Source organism: Sphingomonas sp. Y38-1Y, assembly GCF_032391395.1.
Taxonomy (GTDB): domain Bacteria; phylum Pseudomonadota; class Alphaproteobacteria; order Sphingomonadales; family Sphingomonadaceae; genus Sphingomonas.
In genome coordinates this window covers 3,449,772-3,467,691 of the sequence record NZ_CP135916.1, presented here as the reverse complement: position 1 = coordinate 3,467,691, position 17,920 = coordinate 3,449,772, and the positions used below count along the sequence as shown (strand labels likewise).

Annotated in this window: 22 protein-coding genes and 1 tRNA gene; 14 read left to right on the top strand and 9 right to left on the bottom strand. The window is 69.0% G+C overall.

The window, feature by feature from the left end:
• The first annotated feature begins 47 nt into the window (after nt 1–47).
• From RS883_RS16490 to RS883_RS16460, 7 genes are all read left to right on the top strand, one after another.
• Nucleotides 48–749, top strand: coding sequence for a sulfite exporter TauE/SafE family protein (locus RS883_RS16490; protein WP_315761266.1), 702 nt, complete (start codon nt 48–50; stop codon nt 747–749).
• Between the two features lie 10 nt (nt 750–759).
• On the top strand, nt 760–1,473 hold the full coding sequence (locus RS883_RS16485; RefSeq protein ID WP_315761265.1) for a cytochrome b/b6 domain-containing protein: 714 nt from the start codon (nt 760–762) through the stop codon (nt 1,471–1,473).
• Nucleotides 1,470–2,231 carry a molybdopterin-dependent oxidoreductase gene (locus RS883_RS16480; protein ID WP_315761264.1) on the top strand — a complete coding sequence of 254 codons (762 nt, stop codon included), beginning with the start codon at nt 1,470–1,472 and terminating at the stop codon, nt 2,229–2,231. The genes RS883_RS16485 and RS883_RS16480 overlap by 4 nt, the downstream gene beginning before the upstream one ends.
• 72 nt (nt 2,232–2,303) lie before the next feature.
• Complete coding sequence (locus tag RS883_RS16475; protein WP_315761263.1) at nt 2,304–2,612, top strand: YggT family protein; 309 nt, start codon at nt 2,304–2,306, stop codon at nt 2,610–2,612.
• Nucleotides 2,613–2,654: 42 nt separating this feature from the next.
• On the top strand, nt 2,655–3,530 hold the full coding sequence (folD, locus tag RS883_RS16470) for a bifunctional methylenetetrahydrofolate dehydrogenase/methenyltetrahydrofolate cyclohydrolase FolD (protein WP_315761262.1): 876 nt from the start codon (nt 2,655–2,657) through the stop codon (nt 3,528–3,530).
• 9 nt (nt 3,531–3,539) lie between these two features.
• Nucleotides 3,540–4,160 (top strand): MarC family protein, encoded by a 621-nt coding sequence (locus tag RS883_RS16465; RefSeq protein WP_315761261.1) that lies wholly within the window; start codon nt 3,540–3,542, stop codon nt 4,158–4,160.
• Between the two features lie 138 nt (nt 4,161–4,298).
• Nucleotides 4,299–5,348: a glycosyltransferase family 2 protein gene (locus RS883_RS16460; protein WP_315761260.1), complete on the top strand. Its 1,050-nt coding sequence runs from the start codon at nt 4,299–4,301 to the stop codon at nt 5,346–5,348.
• 33 nt (nt 5,349–5,381) lie between these two features.
• Here RS883_RS16460 and RS883_RS16455 read toward each other — a convergent pair whose 3' ends face one another.
• The 3 genes from RS883_RS16455 to RS883_RS16445 all read right to left on the bottom strand — a co-directional run bounded on the left by RS883_RS16455 (nt 5,382) and on the right by RS883_RS16445 (nt 7,584).
• Nucleotides 5,382–6,902: a M23 family metallopeptidase gene (locus tag RS883_RS16455; protein WP_315761259.1), complete on the bottom strand. Its 1,521-nt coding sequence runs from the start codon at nt 6,900–6,902 to the stop codon at nt 5,382–5,384.
• Nucleotides 6,903–7,076: 174 nt separating this feature from the next.
• A complete protein-coding gene (locus tag RS883_RS16450; RefSeq protein ID WP_315761258.1) occupies nt 7,077–7,244 on the bottom strand; it encodes a Flp family type IVb pilin in 168 nt (55 codons plus the stop codon).
• A 157-nt stretch (nt 7,245–7,401) separates the two neighbouring features.
• Nucleotides 7,402–7,584, bottom strand: coding sequence for a Flp family type IVb pilin (locus RS883_RS16445; RefSeq protein WP_315761257.1), 183 nt, complete (start codon nt 7,582–7,584; stop codon nt 7,402–7,404).
• A 51-nt stretch (nt 7,585–7,635) separates the two neighbouring features.
• Between RS883_RS16445 and RS883_RS16440 the strand changes: the two genes are divergently transcribed.
• A complete protein-coding gene (locus RS883_RS16440) occupies nt 7,636–8,052 on the top strand; it encodes a (deoxy)nucleoside triphosphate pyrophosphohydrolase (protein WP_315761256.1) in 417 nt (138 codons plus the stop codon).
• Between the two features lie 6 nt (nt 8,053–8,058).
• Here the strand turns inward: RS883_RS16440 and RS883_RS16435 are convergent, their stop codons facing one another.
• Both RS883_RS16435 and RS883_RS16430 read right to left on the bottom strand, forming a co-directional pair.
• The gene (locus RS883_RS16435) at nt 8,059–8,367 is read right to left on the bottom strand and encodes a PilZ domain-containing protein (RefSeq protein WP_315761255.1); all 309 of its coding nucleotides are present in this window, start codon (nt 8,365–8,367) and stop codon (nt 8,059–8,061) included.
• Between the two features lie 55 nt (nt 8,368–8,422).
• The gene (locus RS883_RS16430) at nt 8,423–9,895 is read right to left on the bottom strand and encodes a glycerol kinase (RefSeq protein ID WP_315761254.1); all 1,473 of its coding nucleotides are present in this window, start codon (nt 9,893–9,895) and stop codon (nt 8,423–8,425) included.
• Between the two features lie 136 nt (nt 9,896–10,031).
• Here RS883_RS16430 and RS883_RS16425 point away from each other — a divergent pair, with 136 nt between their 5' ends.
• Both RS883_RS16425 and RS883_RS16420 read left to right on the top strand, forming a co-directional pair.
• Nucleotides 10,032–11,189, top strand: coding sequence for an AI-2E family transporter (locus RS883_RS16425; RefSeq protein ID WP_315761253.1), 1,158 nt, complete (start codon nt 10,032–10,034; stop codon nt 11,187–11,189).
• 46 nt (nt 11,190–11,235) lie between these two features.
• A tRNA-Asp gene (locus RS883_RS16420) sits at nt 11,236–11,312 on the top strand.
• 64 nt (nt 11,313–11,376) lie between these two features.
• On the opposite strand, the gene RS883_RS16415 is transcribed toward RS883_RS16420, so the two are convergent.
• The 4 genes from RS883_RS16415 to RS883_RS16400 form a co-directional block, all read right to left on the bottom strand.
• A complete protein-coding gene (locus tag RS883_RS16415; RefSeq protein WP_315761252.1) occupies nt 11,377–11,586 on the bottom strand; it encodes a DUF2842 domain-containing protein in 210 nt (69 codons plus the stop codon).
• On the bottom strand, nt 11,583–12,158 hold the full coding sequence (locus RS883_RS16410) for a 5-formyltetrahydrofolate cyclo-ligase (protein ID WP_315761251.1): 576 nt from the start codon (nt 12,156–12,158) through the stop codon (nt 11,583–11,585). The genes RS883_RS16415 and RS883_RS16410 overlap by 4 nt, the downstream gene beginning before the upstream one ends.
• A 172-nt stretch (nt 12,159–12,330) precedes the next feature.
• Complete coding sequence (locus RS883_RS16405) at nt 12,331–12,633, bottom strand: cell division protein ZapA (RefSeq protein WP_315761250.1); 303 nt, start codon at nt 12,631–12,633, stop codon at nt 12,331–12,333.
• Nucleotides 12,633–12,821, bottom strand: a complete 189-nt coding sequence (locus RS883_RS16400) for a hypothetical protein (protein ID WP_315761249.1) — start codon at nt 12,819–12,821, stop codon at nt 12,633–12,635. Before RS883_RS16400 ends, RS883_RS16405 begins: the two co-directional genes overlap by 1 nt.
• Before the next feature lie 149 nt (nt 12,822–12,970).
• Between RS883_RS16400 and tkt the strand changes: the two genes are divergently transcribed.
• The 4 genes from tkt (at nt 12,971) to RS883_RS16380 (ending at nt 17,854) form a co-directional block, all read left to right on the top strand.
• Nucleotides 12,971–14,956, top strand: a complete 1,986-nt coding sequence (gene tkt / locus RS883_RS16395; protein WP_315761248.1) for a transketolase — start codon at nt 12,971–12,973, stop codon at nt 14,954–14,956.
• Nucleotides 14,957–14,960: 4 nt separating this feature from the next.
• Nucleotides 14,961–15,968: a type I glyceraldehyde-3-phosphate dehydrogenase gene (gene gap / locus RS883_RS16390; protein WP_315761247.1), complete on the top strand. Its 1,008-nt coding sequence runs from the start codon at nt 14,961–14,963 to the stop codon at nt 15,966–15,968.
• Nucleotides 15,969–16,085: 117 nt separating this feature from the next.
• The gene (locus tag RS883_RS16385; RefSeq protein WP_315761246.1) at nt 16,086–16,559 is read left to right on the top strand and encodes an MOSC domain-containing protein; all 474 of its coding nucleotides are present in this window, start codon (nt 16,086–16,088) and stop codon (nt 16,557–16,559) included.
• 101 nt (nt 16,560–16,660) lie between these two features.
• Nucleotides 16,661–17,854, top strand: coding sequence for a phosphoglycerate kinase (locus RS883_RS16380; protein WP_315761245.1), 1,194 nt, complete (start codon nt 16,661–16,663; stop codon nt 17,852–17,854).
• Nucleotides 17,855–17,920 lie beyond the last annotated feature (66 nt).

Below are 17,920 nucleotides of genomic sequence, written 5' to 3'. Positions count from 1 at the left end.
CTGCTCCCCTTGCGCTTGCGGCCGGCGCCGGTCTGCTCGGCGGAGCGATGAACGCGCTGGCGGGCGGCGGGACGTTCGCGACGATGCCGGCGCTGATCGCGATCGGCCTGCCCAGCCCGATCGCCAACGCGACCTCGAACGTCGCGCTGCAGCCGGGCGCGCTCGCCAGCGCCTGGACGTATCGCAAGGGGCTCCAGCCGATCGGCGGCGTGTCGATCCGGACGCTGTCGGCGATCACCTTCCTGGCGGGGCTGGTCGGCAGCCTGTTGCTGGTGGTGACGCCGACACAGGTGTTCGACGTCGTCGTGCCGTGGCTGCTCCTGCTGGCCACGATCGCCGTCGCGTTCGGCAAGCGGGCGGCGGCGGCGTTGCAGCGGCATGCGACGCCGGGGCCGCGCGCCCTGGTCGCGGCGCAGGTGCTGCTCGGCGTCTATGGCGGCTATTTCGGCGGCGGCATGGGGCTGATGCTGACCGCGATGTGGGGGCTGCTGGCGGGCGAGCCGCCGCACCGGCTGATGGCGCCGCGCACGCTGATGCTGGGAATGGCGAACGCGTCGGCGACGGTGATCTTCGTCACATTCGCGATGGTCGGATGGGCGGCTTGCGTGCCGATGCTGGTCGGTGCGGCGATCGGCGGCTGGGTCGGCGCGCTGCTCGGACGGCGATTGTCGCCCGGGCTGGTGCGCGGATGGACGCTGACCGTGACGACCGTGACGACGGTCGTGTTCTTCGTGCGCGCTTACGGGTAAGGTGGCCGGAATGTGGATTGCCAAGCACAAGCTCGCCACGCGGCTGTGGCACTGGATCAGCGCGCTGGCGATCTTCGTGCTGCTCGGGTCGGGATTGATGATCCTCAACGCACATCCGCAGCTTTATTGGGGACAGTTCGGCGCCAATTTCGACCAGCCCTGGTTCCGTATCGCCTGGGTGTTCGAGGGGGGGCGGGTGCCGGGTTGGCTGACGATCCCGTCGACCTATAACCTGGCGCTTGCGCGGCGGTGGCATCTGACGTTCGCGCTGATCCTAGGGTTCGCGCTGCTGGCGTTCATGATCGCCAGCCTCCTCAACCGGCATTTCCAGCGCGACCTTCGGCTGCGCGCGGCGGAGCTGTCGCCCGGGCATCTGGCGCATGACGTGCGCGAGCATCTGGCGCTCCGCTTCCACGATCCGGAGCGGCCGGGGGCGTTCAACACGCTCCAGAAGTTGAGCTATGTCGGCGTCATCTTTCTGGCGCTGCCGCTCGTCATCGCGACGGGGCTGACGATGTCGCCGGGGTTCAACGCGGTCGCGCCGTGGCTGCTCGACCTGTTCGGCGGGCGCCAGTCGGCGCGGTCGATCCACTTCATCGCATCGATGGCGATCGCCGCGTTCATCGTCGTTCACCTGGCGCTCGTCATCCTGGCGGGACCGCTCAACGAAGTGCGGTCGATGGTAACGGGGCGGTGGCGGGTGCCTGGGAGGGATTACCGATGAGCGTCCTGACGCGCCGCGCGCTGATCGGCGGCTTGGCCGCGGGGGCCGGCGGGCTACTCGCGGGCTGCGATGCGGCGGGCCAGAACGAGGCGGTGCGGTCGCTGATCTTCAAGGGCGCCGACTGGAACCAGTGGACGCAGCGCGCCCTCCTCAACCGCGGCGCCCTCGCGCGTGAGTTCCGGGTCGACCAGATGTCGCCGGTGTTCCGCACCAACGGCACGCGCGACCCGAACACGCCCGATTATGCCGCGCATGTCGCGAGCCGCTTCGCCGACTGGCGCGTACGCGTCGACGGGCTGGTCGCGCGGCCGCAGGCGTTCAGCGTCGCGCAGCTCATGTCGATGCCGCAGCGCGCGCAGATCACGCGTCACGACTGTGTCGAGGGGTGGAGCGCGATCGGCAAGTGGCAGGGGCCGCGGCTGGCGACGCTGCTCGATGCCGTCGGCCTCAGCGACCGGGCGCGCTTCCTCGTCTTCCACTGTGCCGACCGATATGCGGGCGGGCGCCCCTATTACGAATCGATCGATCTGGTCGATGCCTTTCACCCGCAGACGATCCTGGCGCTGGGGCTTAACGACCGGCGGCTGGACGTCGGACACGGCGCGCCCGTGCGGCTGCGCGTCGAGCGGCAGCTTGGCTACAAGCACGCCAAATATGTCGACCGGATCGAGGCGGTCGCCGACCTCAAGTCCATCCATGGCGGCAAGGGCGGGCTGTGGGAGGATATCGCCGACTATGAATGGTACGCCGGCATCTGATGCGTCGCGCGCCCTTGTCGGGGCGAGCACAGTTCCGATATGCCGCACCGACCCAGTTACGCGGAGGCCCGTTTGCTCACCCTGATCGATATCGCCCGGATCCTGCTCAGCGTGCTGTGGTGGATCCTGATCGTGCAGGCGATCCTGTCATGGCTGATCGCGTTCAACGTCATCAACACGCAGAATGATTTCGTCCGTTCGGTGTGGAACGGACTCCAGGTGCTGACCGAGCCGATCTACCGCCCGATCCGCCGGGTACTCCCCGATTTCGGCGCGCTGGACGTGTCGCCGATCGTCGTCCTGGTGCTGATCGCGATCCTCGACACGATCCTCGCCCGCATGGCGCTCAACATCGCATCGAACGGCGCGGTCCCGCTTTAAGCCGGGTGGCGGCTCAGGCGGCCGCGCGCTAGGAAGCGCGCCATGACAGCCGAACTGATCGACGGGAAAGCAGCCGCAGCGACGCTGCGCGCGCGCGTGGCGGAGCTGGCGGCGGCATTCGCCGAGGATGCCGGGCGCAAGCCGGGGCTCGCCGTCGTGCTGGTCGGCGAAGATGCAGCCTCGTCGGTCTATGTCCGGTCGAAGGGCAAGGCGACGGTCGCGGCGGGCATGGAGAGCTTCGAGCACCGCTTGCCCGCCGACACCGGGCAGGCCGAGCTGATCGCGCTGGTCGATCGGCTGAATGCCGACGATGCGGTCGACGGCATCCTGGTGCAGCTTCCGCTGCCCGACGGGCTCGACGCGCAGGCGGTGCTGACGCGGATCGACCCCGACAAGGATGTCGACGGCTTCCATCCGGTCAATGCCGGGCGGCTGGCGACGGGGCTCAACGGCTTCGTGCCGTGCACGCCCTATGGCTGCCTGATGCTCCTGAAGGCGCAGCTCGAGGATCTGAGCGGGCTCAACGCCGTCGTGGTCGGCCGGTCGAACATCGTCGGCAAGCCGATGGCGGCGCTGCTGACCGCGGCCGACTGCACCGTCACGATCGCGCATTCGCGCACCCGCAACCTCGCGCACCATCTGGCCCAGACCGACATCGTCGTCGCCGCGGTAGGCCGGCCGAACTTCGTGCGCGGCGAGTGGATCAAGCCGGGCGCGGTGGTGATCGACGTCGGCATCAATCGGACGGCCACGGGCCTGGTCGGCGACGTCGATTTCGAAAGCGCCGCGTCGGTCGCCTCGGCGATCACGCCGGTGCCGGGCGGGGTGGGGCCGATGACGATCGCGTGCCTGCTGCGCAACACGCTCGTCGCCGCGCACCGCCGCGCGGGCATCGCGCTCGATCCTCAGGCGATCTAGGATCGCGCCATGATCGAGCTTTATGTCTCGGCGCTCGCCACCTTCTTCGTCATCATCGACCCGCCGGGCTGCGCGCCGATCTATGCCGGGCTGACGACGGGCGCGTCGCCGATCCAGCGGCGGTCGATGGCGGTGCGGGCGGTGCTGATCGCGGGCGGCATCCTGATCGGCTTCGCGCTGTTCGGCGAGGATCTGCTGCGCGCGCTTCATGTCAGCCTGGACGCGTTTAAGATCGCCGGCGGGATCATGCTGTTCCTGATCGCGCTGGAGATGGTGTTCGAGAAGCGGACGCAGCGGCGCGAGGATCGCGCGCAGAAGATCATCGAGACGCCTGAGGTCGAGGACGTCGCCGCGTTCCCGATGGCGATGCCGATGATCGCGGGGCCGGGGTCGATCGCGTCGGTAATGCTGATGATGAGCCGGACCCAGGGGCTGGCGGCGTCGCTGGTGGTGTTGGCGGCGCTGCTGACGATCCTGCTCGTCACATTGGTCGCGCTGATCGCGGCGGGGCCGATGATGCGGCTGCTCGGCACGCGGATCGAGGCGGTGATTACGCGATTGCTCGGCGTGCTACTGGCGGCGCTGGCGACGCAGTTCATCCTGGACGGGCTGGACGCGACGGTTCTGTAAAATGCAGCGTTCGTTTCGAGCGTAGTCGAGAAACGAGTTGTGCGCCGTCCCGCGTTTCTCGACTTCGCTCGAAACGAACGCTGGTGTGGGGGGCGCCCCCTTTGCCCAACTCCCCGCGCCGCGCTACACGCCGCGGTCATGCATCGGCCCGCTCTCTCCGTCGTCATCCCCTGCTATAACGAAGCCGCCTGTCTGGAGGCGCTGCACGCGCGCGTGTCGGCGGCGGCGCGCGCGGCGGTGGGCGAGTCGCACGAGATCGTGTTGGTCAACGACGGATCGCGTGATGAGTCCTGGGCGGTGATGCAGCGGCTGGCCGCTGCCGACCCGCGGCTGGTGGCGGTCAACCTGTCGCGCAACCATGGGCATCAGCTTGCGCTCACCGCGGGGCTGGACCTGTGTGCGGGCGAGCAGATCCTCATCATCGACGCCGACCTGCAGGACCCGCCCGAGCTCCTGACCGACATGCGCGCGCAGATGGCGGCGGAGGGCGCCGACGTCGTCTATGCCGTGCGTCGCAAGCGCGAGGGCGAGACGTTCTTCAAAAAGCTGACCGCCGCGGCCTTCTACCGCTTTCTCGACCGGGTCACCGACACGCCGATCCCGCTCGATACCGGCGACTTCCGCCTAATGAGCCGCCGCGCGCTCGACGCGCTCCTGAGCCTGCCGGAGCAGGCGCGGTTCATCCGCGGCATGGTGGCGTGGGTGGGCTTTCGCCAGGTGCCGTTCCTTTATGACCGGCACGAGCGGCATGCGGGCGAGACCAAGTATCCGTTGTCGAAGATGCTGCGCTTCGCCTTCGATGCGGTGACCGGCTTCTCCACAGCGCCGCTTCGCTGGGCGAGCCATATCGGCATCGCGTTGTTCTTCCTGTCGTTCCTCCTGTTCATCTACATCGCGGTCGGGTTCCTGACCGGGTCGGCGGTGCAGGGATGGACGTCGACGATGCTCATCACCGTGTTCCTTGGCGCGGTGCAGATGCTCGTGCTCGGCATGATCGGCGAGTATCTGGGCCGCCTGTATGTCGAGGCGAAGCGGCGGCCGCTCTACCTCGTCGCGGATGTTGCCGGGCCGGTGCAGGGGCGCGCGACGCTGGGGTACCGCGCGGGGCAGGGGGCGATGGGCAAGCCGGTATTGGAAGCGAGCCGTGCTTCCGCCGAAGAAGCTCCGACCCAAGAGCGCTGGCGCTAGTCGCCCCGGGCTCCCGCCTTCGCGGGAGCGCGATTACTGAGCCGAACCGCCGCGCACCGGCACCGCCATCAGCCGCGAGACGAGCGCGCGGAAGTTGGCGAGGTCGCGGCCCGAGAGCTGCGAGGTGGTGGTGAAGCTGACCGAGGCCGGGTTGATCGGGCTGCCGTTGCGCCACAGCTCGTAATGGAGGTGTGGGCCGGTCGAGAGGCCGGTTGAGCCGACATAGCCGATCACCTCGCCCCGGTTGACGCGCTCGCCGCCGCGGACCGCGATGCGGCTCATATGGCCGTATCCGGTCGCCAGCCCGCCGCCATGGACGAGCTTGACGAAATTGCCATAGCCGCCGTGCCGCCCGGCAAAGGCGACGACGCCGTCGGTCGCGGCGCGGATCGGGCTGCCATAGGGGGCGGCGAAGTCCATGCCCTTGTGCAGGCGGCGGAAGCCGAGCACGGGATGCGTGCGCCAGCCAAAGCTGGAGGAGATGCGGGCCGCGACCGGCATCGCCATCATGCCCTTCTTCTCGCCCACGCCCTTGGGGTCGAACCAGTCGGTGCGGCCGCCATCTTCCCAGCGCACCAGTTGCGTCCGGCGATCCCCTTCGCCGACAGCGGCATAAAGGAGCTTGCCCTGGCGGGTCTCTCCGGTCGCGGCGCGTTCCTGCTCGACGATCAGTTCATACTGGCTGTCGGCGCCGATGCGCGACATCGGCATTCGGGTCGCGATCTGGCGGATGAAGGCCTCGACCGCCTTGGCCGGCGCACCGGCAGCGCGTGCCGAGCGATAGAGGCTGGAGCCGACGCGTCCGCGGATGCGGAGCGGCGTCGCGTCGATCGCGATCGGCATCGGCCGAACGGTAAAGGTGCCGCCGTCGCGCACGACCTCTAGCGCCAGGTCGAAACGCGCGCGGAAGGCGAGGTGCTCGAGCGGGCGCGGCACGTCGCGCGTCGGGCGACGGCCGAGCGTCAGGTCGATGCGCGTGCCCGGACGGATGTCGGCGAGCGACACCTGCTCGGCGATGAGCGCGGCCGCGCGGTCGGCCTCGCCCGCGCCCACGCCGCTGCGGCGGAGCGTGCGAGCGATGGCGTCGCCGCCGGGCAATGTCGCGGAGAGATCGAGGGTCGGGCGCTCGGGCGTGTCGGCGAGCGGGCGGACCGCGTTGGTCGCGCCGATCCGCCGGCCGCTGGTGGCGCCGAACGCGAGCGGGGCGATCGATTGCGAGGCGAGCTCGTCGCGATCGGTAGTGCTGGCGGGCGCGGTGCCGACGACGTGGATCGGACGATCGAGCCTGGGGGCGAGCGCGATGGTGAGCGCGCAAAGGCCGAGGCATGTGGCGGCGCCGCGGAGCCAAGCGGCCGAACCGATATCGGCGCCCAGGTCGACGACGAGGTCGAGGCGGCGCAACCGCTCGGCCGCGCGCTCGATCCCGGTCTGCGTCGGCAGCGCGAGCGCGTTGGCGCGCCCGAAGCCGCGCGTGCCCGTCGCCGAGCCGTCGAGCCAGTGCTGATCGTCGTTGAGGAACAAACTCGTCCGGCCCCCGCCGCTGACCGTCCGCACCGGCCATGTGCCCGGCGACTGTGCCGGGGAGGTGCTAAAGTCAAATTAACTTGGGTGCGCCGGGCGGCCGCTTGCGATCAGCGGCATTGCGGCGGCGACGAACCGAATCAACAGAAAGGGCGGCAGAACCTGGTCCTGCCGCCCCCGCTGGGAAATCAGTCCTGTCAGAAGCGATCAGGTCGACTTCATGTTCGACGCGACGTTGTTGAACGTCTTCGTCAGGTTGTTGCCGAGGCCCTGCATCGCGGCGATCGCCGCAACGGCGATCAGCGCGGCGATCAGGCCGTACTCGATCGCGGTGGCGCCCTTCTTGTCGGTGAAAATCTTGCGAATCGTCTGCATTCCGGTCTCCATCGGTCCAAAGCTTCAAACACCCGGCTGTCCGAGAGCCCCCGGAACCAGCAACCTCCGAATAGGGGCAGGGGGGTTAGGAAAAGGTTTAAGTCGAGGCGGCTGCGGAAAATATTTGCAGGTCACGGGAACAAAATTGAAGCTGGCCTCACATGACCTCGTCGACGCGCGTGTTGACGTTGTTCCACATGCCGGTCGTGACGTTGGCGACGGCCATGATCGCGGCAATGATGGCGATGACGACGAGCGCGAGGATCAGGCCGTACTCGACCGCCGTGGCGGCCCGCCGTTCGCGAAGCAGGCGTTGCGCCAATCGTGCCAGTCGCGCCATGATATCCCCCGTCGGTCGTCGGTCCGGTCCTAGTTAGAAGGGGTTAACGAAATGCGAGCGGATGGTCCGTTGCCGATGCTGCTGGTCGCAGCGGCGGCGCTGGTCGACGGCGACGGACGCGTGCTGGTCCAGCGGCGCCCCGCGGGCGGGCCAATGGCGGGGCTGTGGGAGTTTCCGGGCGGGAAGGTCGAGCCGGGCGAGACGCCGGAGGCGGCGCTGATCCGCGAGCTGGACGAGGAACTGGGCATCGATGTCGAGGCGGCGTGCCTGGCGCCGGCGGTGTTCGCGAGCGAACCGCTGGGGGAAAAGCACCTGCTGCTTCTGCTCTATGCCTGCCGCAAATGGCGGGGCCTGCCCGAAGCGCGGCATGCCGAGGCCTTGAAGTGGGTGCGGCCGGTCGAACTTCACCGGTTGGAGATGCCGCCAGCGGACAAGCCGCTGATCGGGCTGATCGAGGCGTTGATCTGAGGCGCGTCAGCCGCGGTGGGTCGCCGCCAGATGTTCGAGGATCGCGACGTGGAGCGGGCGATCGAACGCGACGCCGACCTCGCCGGGGCGCGCCCAGCGGACATGGCACTTGATCGAGCGGAGCTGGTCGACGGTCAGGTAGACGACCTGGCCGGGCTGGAAGCGGCGATAGGTGGCGATGCGCGCGCCCGTCGCCGAAATGTCGAGCAGCTCGATTCCGTGGCCACCGGCATAGGGCTCGGACAGCCGACCCTCGGCATGGAGCGTCAGGCGCAGGCTGGCACGCTGTTCTTCATCGAGCGGCTGGGCGGACATAGGCGGCTTTCGATCCCTTTCGGCGCATCCTAGTCCCAAAGGGGTAAGCGAAACCTTACCTCGCCGCCGCCGAGACGACTGCGGCGACCGCCGCCGACCAGCCCGCCAGTCGCCGGTCGCGATCGTCGGCATCGATCGCCGGCTTGAAGCGATCCGCGGCCCCGCGCATCGCCGCCGCCTCGCTGAGGTCCTTGAACCAGCCGCAGCCGAGCCCCGCGAGCATCGCCGCGCCAAGCGCGGTCGTCTCGGCAAAGCCCGGCCGCTCGACTTCCAGGTCGAGCATATCGGCGAGGTCCTGCGCCATCCAGTCGTTGGCGACCATGCCGCCGTCGATGCGCAGGCACGACCAGCGCGCGCCATCGGCGGCGAAGGCGGTCTGGAGATCGTGGGTCTGGTGCGCCATCGATTCGAGGCAGGCGCGAACGACATGCGCGCGCGTGGTCGAGAAGCTCATGCCGGTAAGCGCGGCGCGCGCCTCCGCCTCCCACCAGGGTGCGCCGATACCGGCGAGCGCGGGGACGCAATAGACGCCGCCATTGTCCTCGACCGATCGCGCCAGGCCTTCGCTCTCGTCCGCGCGCTCGATCAGCTTCAGCGAATCGCGCAGCCATTGCATCAGGCTGCCGGCGACGAACACCGACCCCTCCAGTGCATAGGTGCGTCTGCCGCCCAGCTGCCACAGCACTGTCGAAAGGAGCCGATGGCGCGAGGTGGGCGGCACCGCGCCGCAATTGGCGAGGACGAAGGCGCCGGTGCCATAGGTCGCCTTGACGGTGCCGCGGTCGAGACAGGCCTGACCGATCGTCGCTGCCTGTTGATCGCCGGCAAGACCCGTAATCGGGATCGAGCCGCCGAACGCATCGGTCGTGCCGAAGTCGCCGGCATTGTCGGTGATGCGCGGGAGCGCGGCGCGGGGCACGCCGAACAGGTCGACCAGGCCGTCGTCCCACTGGCCGGTGCCGAGCCCCATCAGCAGCGTGCGAGCGGCGTTGCTGGCGTCGGTCAGATGCTCGCCGCCGGTCAGCTTCCAGACGAGCCAGCTCTCGACAGTGCCGATCGCGAGGTCGTCGCCGGCCGCCTTGAGCTCGGGCCAGTGTTCGAGCGCCCAGGCGATCTTGGTGCCCGAGAAATAAGGATCGAGGAGGAGGCCGGTACGCGCCTGGACGCCCGCTTCCTCGCCGCGGTCGCGCAGCCGCCGGCAGAGATCGGCGGAGCGGCGATCCTGCCAGACGATCGCGGGGGCCAGCGGTTCGCCGGTGCGGCGCGACCAGAAGACGACGGTTTCGCGCTGGTTGGCGATGCCGATCGCGGCGATCCGATCCGCCCCGCCGGCGCGGTCGACGACGGTGCGGCCGCATTCGAGCGTGCGTTTCCAGATCTGCGCCGCGTCATGCTCGACCCAGCCGGCGCGGGGGTAATGCTGGTCGAGCGGCCGGCTCTCGCTGTCGTGGCAGGTACCGTCGCGGTCAAACAGCATCGCCCGCGTCGAGGTGGTGCCTTCGTCGAGCACGAGGATGAAATCGGCCATGCGGGGGAGCGTAAAGCGACCGTGGCTCGATCGCCAGAGGGCGGATCAGGGCGTCGCTTATTGCCGCGGATCGGGATAGAAGATCGGCGTGAGCGACAATCCCACCCTAGAAGAACGGCATCCGCCGTTGCCGCCGATGCCCGAGCCCGAAGAAGCGGTGGAGGAGTTGCGCCGCGACCGGCTGCTTGCGGCGCTGACGCTGATGGCCGGGGCGGGGCTGTTCCTGGCGCTGCCGTTCGCGCTGAAGGCGGGGTCGGAATTCTTCCTGCCGCTGACCGCGGCGATCGTCATCGCCATCGCGCTGGTTCCCGCGCTCGAATGGCTGGAGCGGCGGCGGCTGCCCGCGCCGCTGGCCTCGCTGACCTGCGTGATCGTGTTCCTAGCGGTGGCCAATGCTGCGCTCGCCTCGATCGTCGTGCCGGCATGGCAATGGGTGCGGCTGCTGCCCGAGCGGATCCAGCAGATTCAGTCGAACGTGAAGCCGCTGATCGACTTCTATTCAAACGCCGAGCGGTTCGTGAACCGGACGATCGAGAATTTCGCGAGCGTCCCCGCACGGGAGGCGCCGGCCGCGGTCGCCGCGCCGCCGCCGACGGGCCTGCTCGACCTGGTCGGTACGTCGGCGCCGTCGGCGCTGATCGAGATGTTCTTCGCGATCCTCGTCATCTACTTCTTCCTGTCGGGCTGGACGCGGCTGAGGCGCGCGGCGATCACCAGCCGCACGAGCTTCGGCGGGGCGCTGGCGACGGCGCGCGTGATCCAGGACGTCGTCGACGACACCTCGGCCTATCTGGGCACGATCACGGTCATCAACATCTCGCTGGGGCTGATCGTCGCGGGGGCGCTGTACCTGGTCGACATGCCCACCCCCTTGATGTGGGGCGGGATCGTCGCGCTCCTCAACTACATCCCCTATTTCGGGCCGGTGATCGCCGCAGCACTCCTGGCGCTGGGCGGGTTGATGACGTTCAGCGATTTGTGGTGGGCGATGCTGCCTGCGGTCATCATGGTCGGCGCGCACCTGATCGAAGCCAATGCGATCACGCCGCTGGTGGTCGGGCACCGGCTGACGATCAGCCCGATCCTGATCCTCGTGTCGCTGAGCTTTTGGGGATGGGTCTGGGGGACGCCGGGCGCGCTTTTGGCGGTGCCGCTGCTCATCATCATCCAGACGGTGCTGAACGCCGCGGGCAAGCCCGATATCGCCGGCTTCCTGTTCGAGCACGGCACGCTCGCCAGCCGGCCCGCGCCGCGCCATCCGGCGTTCAAAGAAAAGCGCGACGAGCCGAGTTGACAGGGGTAGGGGCGCCGTCTAGAGGCCGCGTCCTCGCAAGGGCAATGCGGGTGTAGCTCAGTTGGTTAGAGCGCCGGCCTGTCACGCCGGAGGTCGCGGGTTCGAGCCCCGTCACTCGCGCCACCCCTTGTGGAGAAACAACGAAGCCCGGTCGCGTCAAGCGGCCGGGCTTCGCTGCGTTCAGGCGCTATGCGCGCCAGCGGCCGGTTTCCATCCAGCGGAGAAGCGGCTTCAGCGGCGCGATCCAGACGATGCCGGTGATGACATAGACCAGCGCCTGGGCGAGCGGATGCAACTGCCCGATCGCGCCCGAGAAGCTGGCGATCAGCACCGCCCAGAGGACGATCAGCACGACGATCAGGAGCGCGCCGGCGGGCTTTCGCCAGGAGGGAGTCACGACGCGGTATTCCTTTCGATGAGGCGGGTTTCGGTGACGATGGCGTCGAGCACGCGATCCCACGGGTCGACGGGCAGCGCCGGCACCTGCTGCACTGAATAGGCGATGCCGAGTGCGTACACCCCGGGCAAGCCCACGAGCGCGCGATCATAGTGGCCAGCGCCCTGACCCAGCCGGTTGCACGCGCCGTCGAAGCCGACGAGCGGCACGAGGACGATGTCGGGCGTCGCGACCGGTGCGTCGGCCAGCGGCTGGCGTAGGCCGAAGGCGGCGACCTCCAGCGGATCGCCGGGCGCGAAGGCGTGGAAGGCGATCGGCCGAGCGCGGCTGAGCGTGCGCGGGAGTGCGAGCGTGCAGCCGGCGGCGAGCGCGGCCTCGACCAGCGGCGCGGGATCCGCCTCCGAACCGAGCGGGACATAGGCGGCAACGCAGAGGCTCCGCCGGAGTCGTGCCAGGTAGGCGGCGGGCGGCGCGATCGGCGGCGCGCCGTCGATGACGAACGCGTCGCGCAGGCCGCGCAGCCGTGCCCTGAGCGCGGGTTTGTCGATGGAAGGGGCTGGGGCGGGGTTCAAGGTGGCGGGACCGCCGTGGCCGTTTGCTGGAATATCCTCTGACGCCCAAACGTCAGGTGGGAACCATGTACGTCGGACCAGGGTCCGGGCAGGGACAGTCCCCTTGGATGAAATTATCGCCTCAGGGATGTTCGCTAAAGCTCGTACCGGGCAGTGCCCGCCGGGAACCTATTTAGTCGCTCTCCGGCGCTTCCTCAAGGGCCGCGGCGACCGCTTCCAGCCGCTCGGCAAGTCGGTCGAGCAGGTGGGTCGGTACGCCCTGCGCCGGCGACCGCTCCAGGTCGGCGACCTGATCGGCCAGCATCAGCGCGATGTAGAGCAGCGTGCGTTCGTGGTTGAGCCCGCCCGAGGCGCGGGTCGCGGCGGGGGCGAGCGTGTCGAGCCGCTTGGCCAGCGCGCGCAGGTGCGGCTCCTCCCCCTCGCGGCAGCCGACGGCATAGGGGCGCCCGGCGATCTCGAAGCTGACCTGCGCCATCAGTCCTGTCCCTCGCGCGCGATCAGCGCGTCCAGCGCCGCCACGGCCTCCTCCATCCGGGCACGCAGCGCGGCGTGGCGGCGCGCCAGCGAATCGCCGGCATAGGCGCGGCTGGCCGACGCACGCTCGATCCGGGCGATCGCAGCCTCGATCCGATCGATGGCGGGATGATGTTCGGAAGCCTCCATGGCGAATCAATAGCATCGGGGGTGGGGCGGGCAAGCGTCATCGGGCCGCCATGCGCCGGGCCGGTTGACGTGGGCGGGCGAGCGCCGCAAAGGCACGCCCGAGCCGCGCGCCTACCCGACCGATCCAGACGCGCGCGAGGGGAGTGTCGATGACCGTTTCGGATCAGGATTGCGCCAACGCGATCCGCGCGCTGGCGATGGACGCCGTCGAGGCAGCCAATTCGGGCCATCCCGGCATGCCGATGGGCATGGCCGACGTCGCGACGGTGCTGTGGCAGCGTTACCTGAAGTTCGATGCGGCCGATCCGCACTGGCCCGATCGCGACCGCTTCATCCTGTCGGCCGGTCACGGCTCGATGCTGATCTATGCGCTGCTCCACCTGACCGGGTTTGCGCGGCCGACGCTCGAGGATCTGAAGGCGTTCCGCCAGCTCGGCAGCCCGTGCGCGGGGCACCCCGAGAATTTCGAGCTCGCCGGGATCGAGGCGACCACCGGGCCGCTGGGCCAGGGCCTGGCGATGGCAGTCGGCTTCGCGCTGGCCGAGCGGCACCTGAACGCGCAGTTCGGCGACGGGCTGGTCGATCACAATACCTGGGTGATCGCGGGCGACGGCTGCCTGATGGAAGGCATCAACCACGAGGCGATCGGCCTGGCCGGTCATCTGAAGCTCGGCCGGCTCAAGGTGCTGTGGGACGACAACCGCATCACCATCGACGGCGCAGTGTCGAAGTCGTCGATCGAGGACATCCCGGCCCGCTATCGCGCGACCGGCTGGCATGTCGTCGAGTGCGACGGGCATGACCATGCCGACATCGCCCGCGCGATGGACGAGGCGCTGGCGAGCGACCTGCCGACGCTGATCCGCTGCCGCACCGTCATCGGCAAGGGTGCGCCGACCAAGGCGGGCACGTCGGGCAGCCACGGATCGCCGCTGGGTGCCAAGGAGATCGAGGGCGCGCGCGAGGCGCTGGGCTGGAACCACCCGGCCTTCGTCATCCCCGACGATATCCGCGAGACCTGGCTCGCCGCGGGCAAGCGCGGCAATGGCGAGCATGAGGCGTGGAACGCCCGCCTTGCCGGCCATGCCGATGCGGCCGAGTTCACGCGCCGGATGCAGGGCGAGCTGCCCGCCGGCAACCCGATTGGCGACTATATCGACACGCTGCTGGCCGACCCCAAGAAGGTCGCGACCCGCAAGGCGTCGGAGATGGCGCTCGAGGCGCTGACCGCGGCGATCCCCGAAATGGTCGGCGGATCGGCCGACCTGACGGGATCGAACAACACGCGCACCAAGGCGACAGGGCCGCTGACGGCCGACGACTATGCCGGCCGCTATGTCTCCTACGGCATTCGCGAGTTTGGCATGGCCGCGGCGATGAACGGGCTGGCGCTGCATGGCGGCGTCATCCCCTATGGCGGCACGTTCCTGGTCTTTTCCGACTATGCGCGCGGCGCGATCCGGCTGTCGGCGCTCCAGAACACGCGCGTCATCTATGTCCTCACGCACGATTCGATCGGGCTGGGCGAGGACGGGCCGACGCACCAGCCGATCGAGCATCTGACCAGCCTTCGCCTGATCCCCAACCTCGACGTCTTCCGTCCGTGCGATACGGTCGAGACGGCCGAGTGCTGGGCGCTGGCGCTCGCCAAGCAGGACGGGCCTGCGGTGCTGGCGCTGAGCCGGCAGAACCTGCCGCAGCTTCGCACCGACAACGAGATGAAGTCGGCGCGCGGCGCCTATCGCCTGTTCGCCGCCGAGGCGGAACGCCGTGTCATCCTGATCGCGACGGGATCGGAGGTCGAGATCGCCGCGGGCGTGCGCGAGGCGCTGGAGGCCGAGGGGATTGGCGCCGACGTCGTGTCGATGCCATCGTGGGAGCGTTTCGACGCGCAGCCCGCCGACTACCGCGCCGACGTGCTGCCGGACGTCGACCCGTCGCAGATCCTGCGCGTGTCGATCGAGGCGGGCACGACGCTCGGCTGGGAACGCTACACGATGGTGCACGGCCTTCGCTTCGGCATCGACGGCTGGGGCGCATCGGGCCCGATCGACGCCGTCTATGACAAGTTCGGGCTGACCGTGCCCAAGATCACGCAAGCCGTCCGAGATCGGCTGCAGGCTCAGGAGAAGTAAGCGCATGACCAAGGTTGCGATCAATGGCTTCGGGCGCATCGGCCGCCTCGTCGCGCGCGCCATCCTCGAGCGGCCGGACAGCGGGCTGGAGCTCGTCACGATCAACGACCTGGCCGACGCCAAGTCGAACGCCTGGCTGTTCAGCCGCGATTCGGTGCATGGCCGCTATCCGGGCGAAGTGTCGGCCGAGGGCAACGACCTGATCGTCGACGGCAAGCGCATCAAGGTGACCGCCGAGCGCGATCCCGCCAACCTGCCGCATGCCGAGAACGGCGTCGAGCTGGTGCTGGAGTGCACCGGCTTCTTCACCGACCGCGCGGCGTGCGAGAAGCACATCGCGGCCGGCGCCAAGAAGGTGCTGATCTCCGCCCCCGGCAAGAATGTCGACCTGACCGTCGTGTTCGGCGTCAACCACGACAAGCTGGAGGCGGGGCACACGATCGTGTCCAACGCGTCGTGCACGACCAACTGCCTGGCGCCCGTCGCCAAGGTGCTGAACGACGCGATCGGCATCGAGCGCGGGCTGATGACGACGATCCACGCCTATACCAACGACCAGAAGATCCTGGACCAGATCCATCCCGACCTGCGCCGGGCGCGGGCGGCGGCGATGTCGATGATCCCGACGACGACGGGCGCGGCGCGCGCGGTGGGCGAGGTGCTGCCCGAACTGAAGGGCAAGCTGGATGGTTCGTCGGTGCGCGTGCCGGTGCCGGACGGCTCGCTGATCGACCTGACCTTCACGCCGAAGCGCGACACGACCAAGGAAGAGGTCAACGCGATCCTGAAGGCGGCGTCGGAAGAAGGTCCGCTGAAGGGCGTGCTCGCCTTTACCGACGAGCCTTTGGTGTCGATCGACATCGTCCACACGCCGTTCAGCTCGACGGTCGACAGCCTGGAGACCGCGGTGATCGACGGCAAGCTGGTCCGCGTGGTCAGCTGGTACGACAATGAGTGGGGTTTCTCGAACCGCATGGTCGACACGGCCGCGGCGATGGCCAAGCTCGGCTGATCTGAGGGATGCCGTTCGGTTCGAGCGCAGTCGAGAACGCCTGCCGGGCGAAGTCGAGGTGATCTCGCTTCGCTCGATAACGTGTCTCGACTTCGCTCGACACGAACGGGAGGGCGCATGACCGGCCGCCTTGCCGGGATCGCCCGGCATGCGTTTCCGCGCGGGCCGATCGAGGTGATCGACCATGTCGAGGTGAGCGTCGCCGGCGGCCTGACCGGCGACTTTCGCGGCGCGGTGAAGCCGGGCGGCCGGGGACGGCGACAGGTGTCGCTGATCGAGGCGAAGGACTGGGCGGTCGCGATGGCGGCGACGGGCCACAGCCTCGAATGGTGGCACCGGCGCGCCAATCTGCTGGTCGACGGGATCGACCTGCCGCAGGTGCCGGGTGCGCGGCTGCGCATCGGTACCGTGCTGCTCGAGATCACGCAGGAATGCGACCCGTGCAGCCGCATGGAAGAGATCGCCGAGGGGCTGAAGGCGGCGCTGACGCCCGACTGGCGCGGCGGCGCGCTGGCCAAGGTGATCGAGGGCGGCGACATCGCGGTCGGCGATGCGATCGAGGTTTTGGAACTTCCCGTTCGTGCTGAGTAGGGGCTGAGCCTGACGAAGACCCGTATCGAAGCATCCTTCGATACGCCGCTTCGACTTCGCTCAGCGGCTACTCAGGACGAACGGTTTTGGGAGAGACGGGTATGCCACGCAGCTTCAAGACGCTCGACGACATGGGCGACCTCACGGGCAAGCGCGTGCTGGTGCGCGAGGACCTCAACGTGCCGATGGCGGACGGCAAGGTCGGCGACGACACGCGGCTGCGCGCGGCGGTGCCGACGGTCAGCGAGCTGTCGGACAAGGGCGCGGTCGTGCTGATCCTGGCGCATTTCGGTCGGCCCAAGGGCAAGTCCGATCCGACGATGTCGCTGTCGCTGGTGACGCAGCCGCTGTCGCACGTGCTGGGCCGCGAAGTGCGGTTCATCGACTGGGATTCGGCGCCGGAAGCGGTGACGATGCTCCAGCCTGGCGACGTCGCGCTCCTGGAAAACACGCGCTTCCATGCTGGCGAGGAGACGAACGACGGCGGTGTGGTCGACATGATCGCGGCGCTGGGCGAGCTCTACGTCAACGATGCCTTCTCCGCGGCGCACCGTGCGCATGCCTCGACCGAGGGACTGGCGCACAAGCTGCCGGCGTTTGCGGGCCGGCAGATGGAGGCCGAGCTCGACGCGCTGGACAAGGCGCTGGGGGCGCCGGAGCATCCGGTCGCGGCGGTCGTCGGCGGCGCCAAGGTGTCGACCAAGCTCGACGTGCTCAAGCATCTGGTCGGCCGCGTCGATCACCTCATCATCGGCGGCGGCATGGCCAATACGTTCCTGGCGGCGCGCGGCGTCGATGTCGGCAAGAGCCTGGCCGAGCACGACCTGGTCCCCACCGCCGACGCGATCTTCGACGCGGCGGAGAAGGCGGGCTGCACCATCCACCTGCCGTACGACGTCGTCGTGTCGAAGGAGTTCGCGGCCAATCCGCCGTCGCTGCGCACGTGCAACGTGCATGAGGTGGCGAGCGACGAGATGATTCTGGATGTCGGTCCGGCCGCGACCGAGGCGCTGGGCGATGTGCTCAAGACGTGCCGCACGCTCGTGTGGAACGGGCCGCTGGGCGCGTTCGAGACGCCGCCGTTCGACACCGCGACGATGTCGCTGGCGCGCACCGCCGCGGCGTTGACCCGCGAGGGATCGCTGGTGTCGGTGGCGGGCGGCGGGGATACCGTCGCGGCGCTCAACCAGGCGGGCGTGGCGGACGAGATGACCTTCGTCTCGACCGCGGGCGGCGCGTTCCTGGAGTGGATGGAGGGAAAGGATCTGCCCGGGGTGGCGGCGCTTTCGGCCTGAGGCGCGGCGTCTGGGGCACGTGCTTCGACAGGCTCAGCACGAACGGGTTGAGTGGATCAGCTTAAT

Coding starts and splice junctions, on each gene's coding strand:
- RS883_RS16490 (WP_315761266.1), top strand. CDS start 48: ATGAACGCGCTGGCGGGCGGCGGGACGTTCGCGACGATGCCGGCGCTG.
- RS883_RS16485 (WP_315761265.1), top strand. CDS start 760: ATGTGGATTGCCAAGCACAAGCTCGCCACGCGGCTGTGGCACTGGATC.
- RS883_RS16480 (WP_315761264.1), top strand. CDS start 1,470: ATGAGCGTCCTGACGCGCCGCGCGCTGATCGGCGGCTTGGCCGCGGGG.
- folD (WP_315761262.1), top strand. CDS start 2,655: ATGACAGCCGAACTGATCGACGGGAAAGCAGCCGCAGCGACGCTGCGC.
- RS883_RS16465 (WP_315761261.1), top strand. CDS start 3,540: ATGATCGAGCTTTATGTCTCGGCGCTCGCCACCTTCTTCGTCATCATC.
- RS883_RS16460 (WP_315761260.1), top strand. CDS start 4,299: ATGCATCGGCCCGCTCTCTCCGTCGTCATCCCCTGCTATAACGAAGCC.
- RS883_RS16450 (WP_315761258.1), bottom strand. CDS start 7,244: ATGCAGACGATTCGCAAGATTTTCACCGACAAGAAGGGCGCCACCGCG.
- RS883_RS16445 (WP_315761257.1), bottom strand. CDS start 7,584: ATGGCGCGACTGGCACGATTGGCGCAACGCCTGCTTCGCGAACGGCGG.
- RS883_RS16440 (WP_315761256.1), top strand. CDS start 7,636: ATGCGAGCGGATGGTCCGTTGCCGATGCTGCTGGTCGCAGCGGCGGCG.
- RS883_RS16435 (WP_315761255.1), bottom strand. CDS start 8,367: ATGTCCGCCCAGCCGCTCGATGAAGAACAGCGTGCCAGCCTGCGCCTG.
- RS883_RS16430 (WP_315761254.1), bottom strand. CDS start 9,895: ATGGCCGATTTCATCCTCGTGCTCGACGAAGGCACCACCTCGACGCGG.
- RS883_RS16425 (WP_315761253.1), top strand. CDS start 10,032: ATGCCCGAGCCCGAAGAAGCGGTGGAGGAGTTGCGCCGCGACCGGCTG.
- RS883_RS16405 (WP_315761250.1), bottom strand. CDS start 12,633: ATGGCGCAGGTCAGCTTCGAGATCGCCGGGCGCCCCTATGCCGTCGGC.
- RS883_RS16400 (WP_315761249.1), bottom strand. CDS start 12,821: ATGGAGGCTTCCGAACATCATCCCGCCATCGATCGGATCGAGGCTGCG.
- tkt (WP_315761248.1), top strand. CDS start 12,971: ATGACCGTTTCGGATCAGGATTGCGCCAACGCGATCCGCGCGCTGGCG.
- gap (WP_315761247.1), top strand. CDS start 14,961: ATGACCAAGGTTGCGATCAATGGCTTCGGGCGCATCGGCCGCCTCGTC.
- RS883_RS16385 (WP_315761246.1), top strand. CDS start 16,086: ATGACCGGCCGCCTTGCCGGGATCGCCCGGCATGCGTTTCCGCGCGGG.
- RS883_RS16380 (WP_315761245.1), top strand. CDS start 16,661: ATGCCACGCAGCTTCAAGACGCTCGACGACATGGGCGACCTCACGGGC.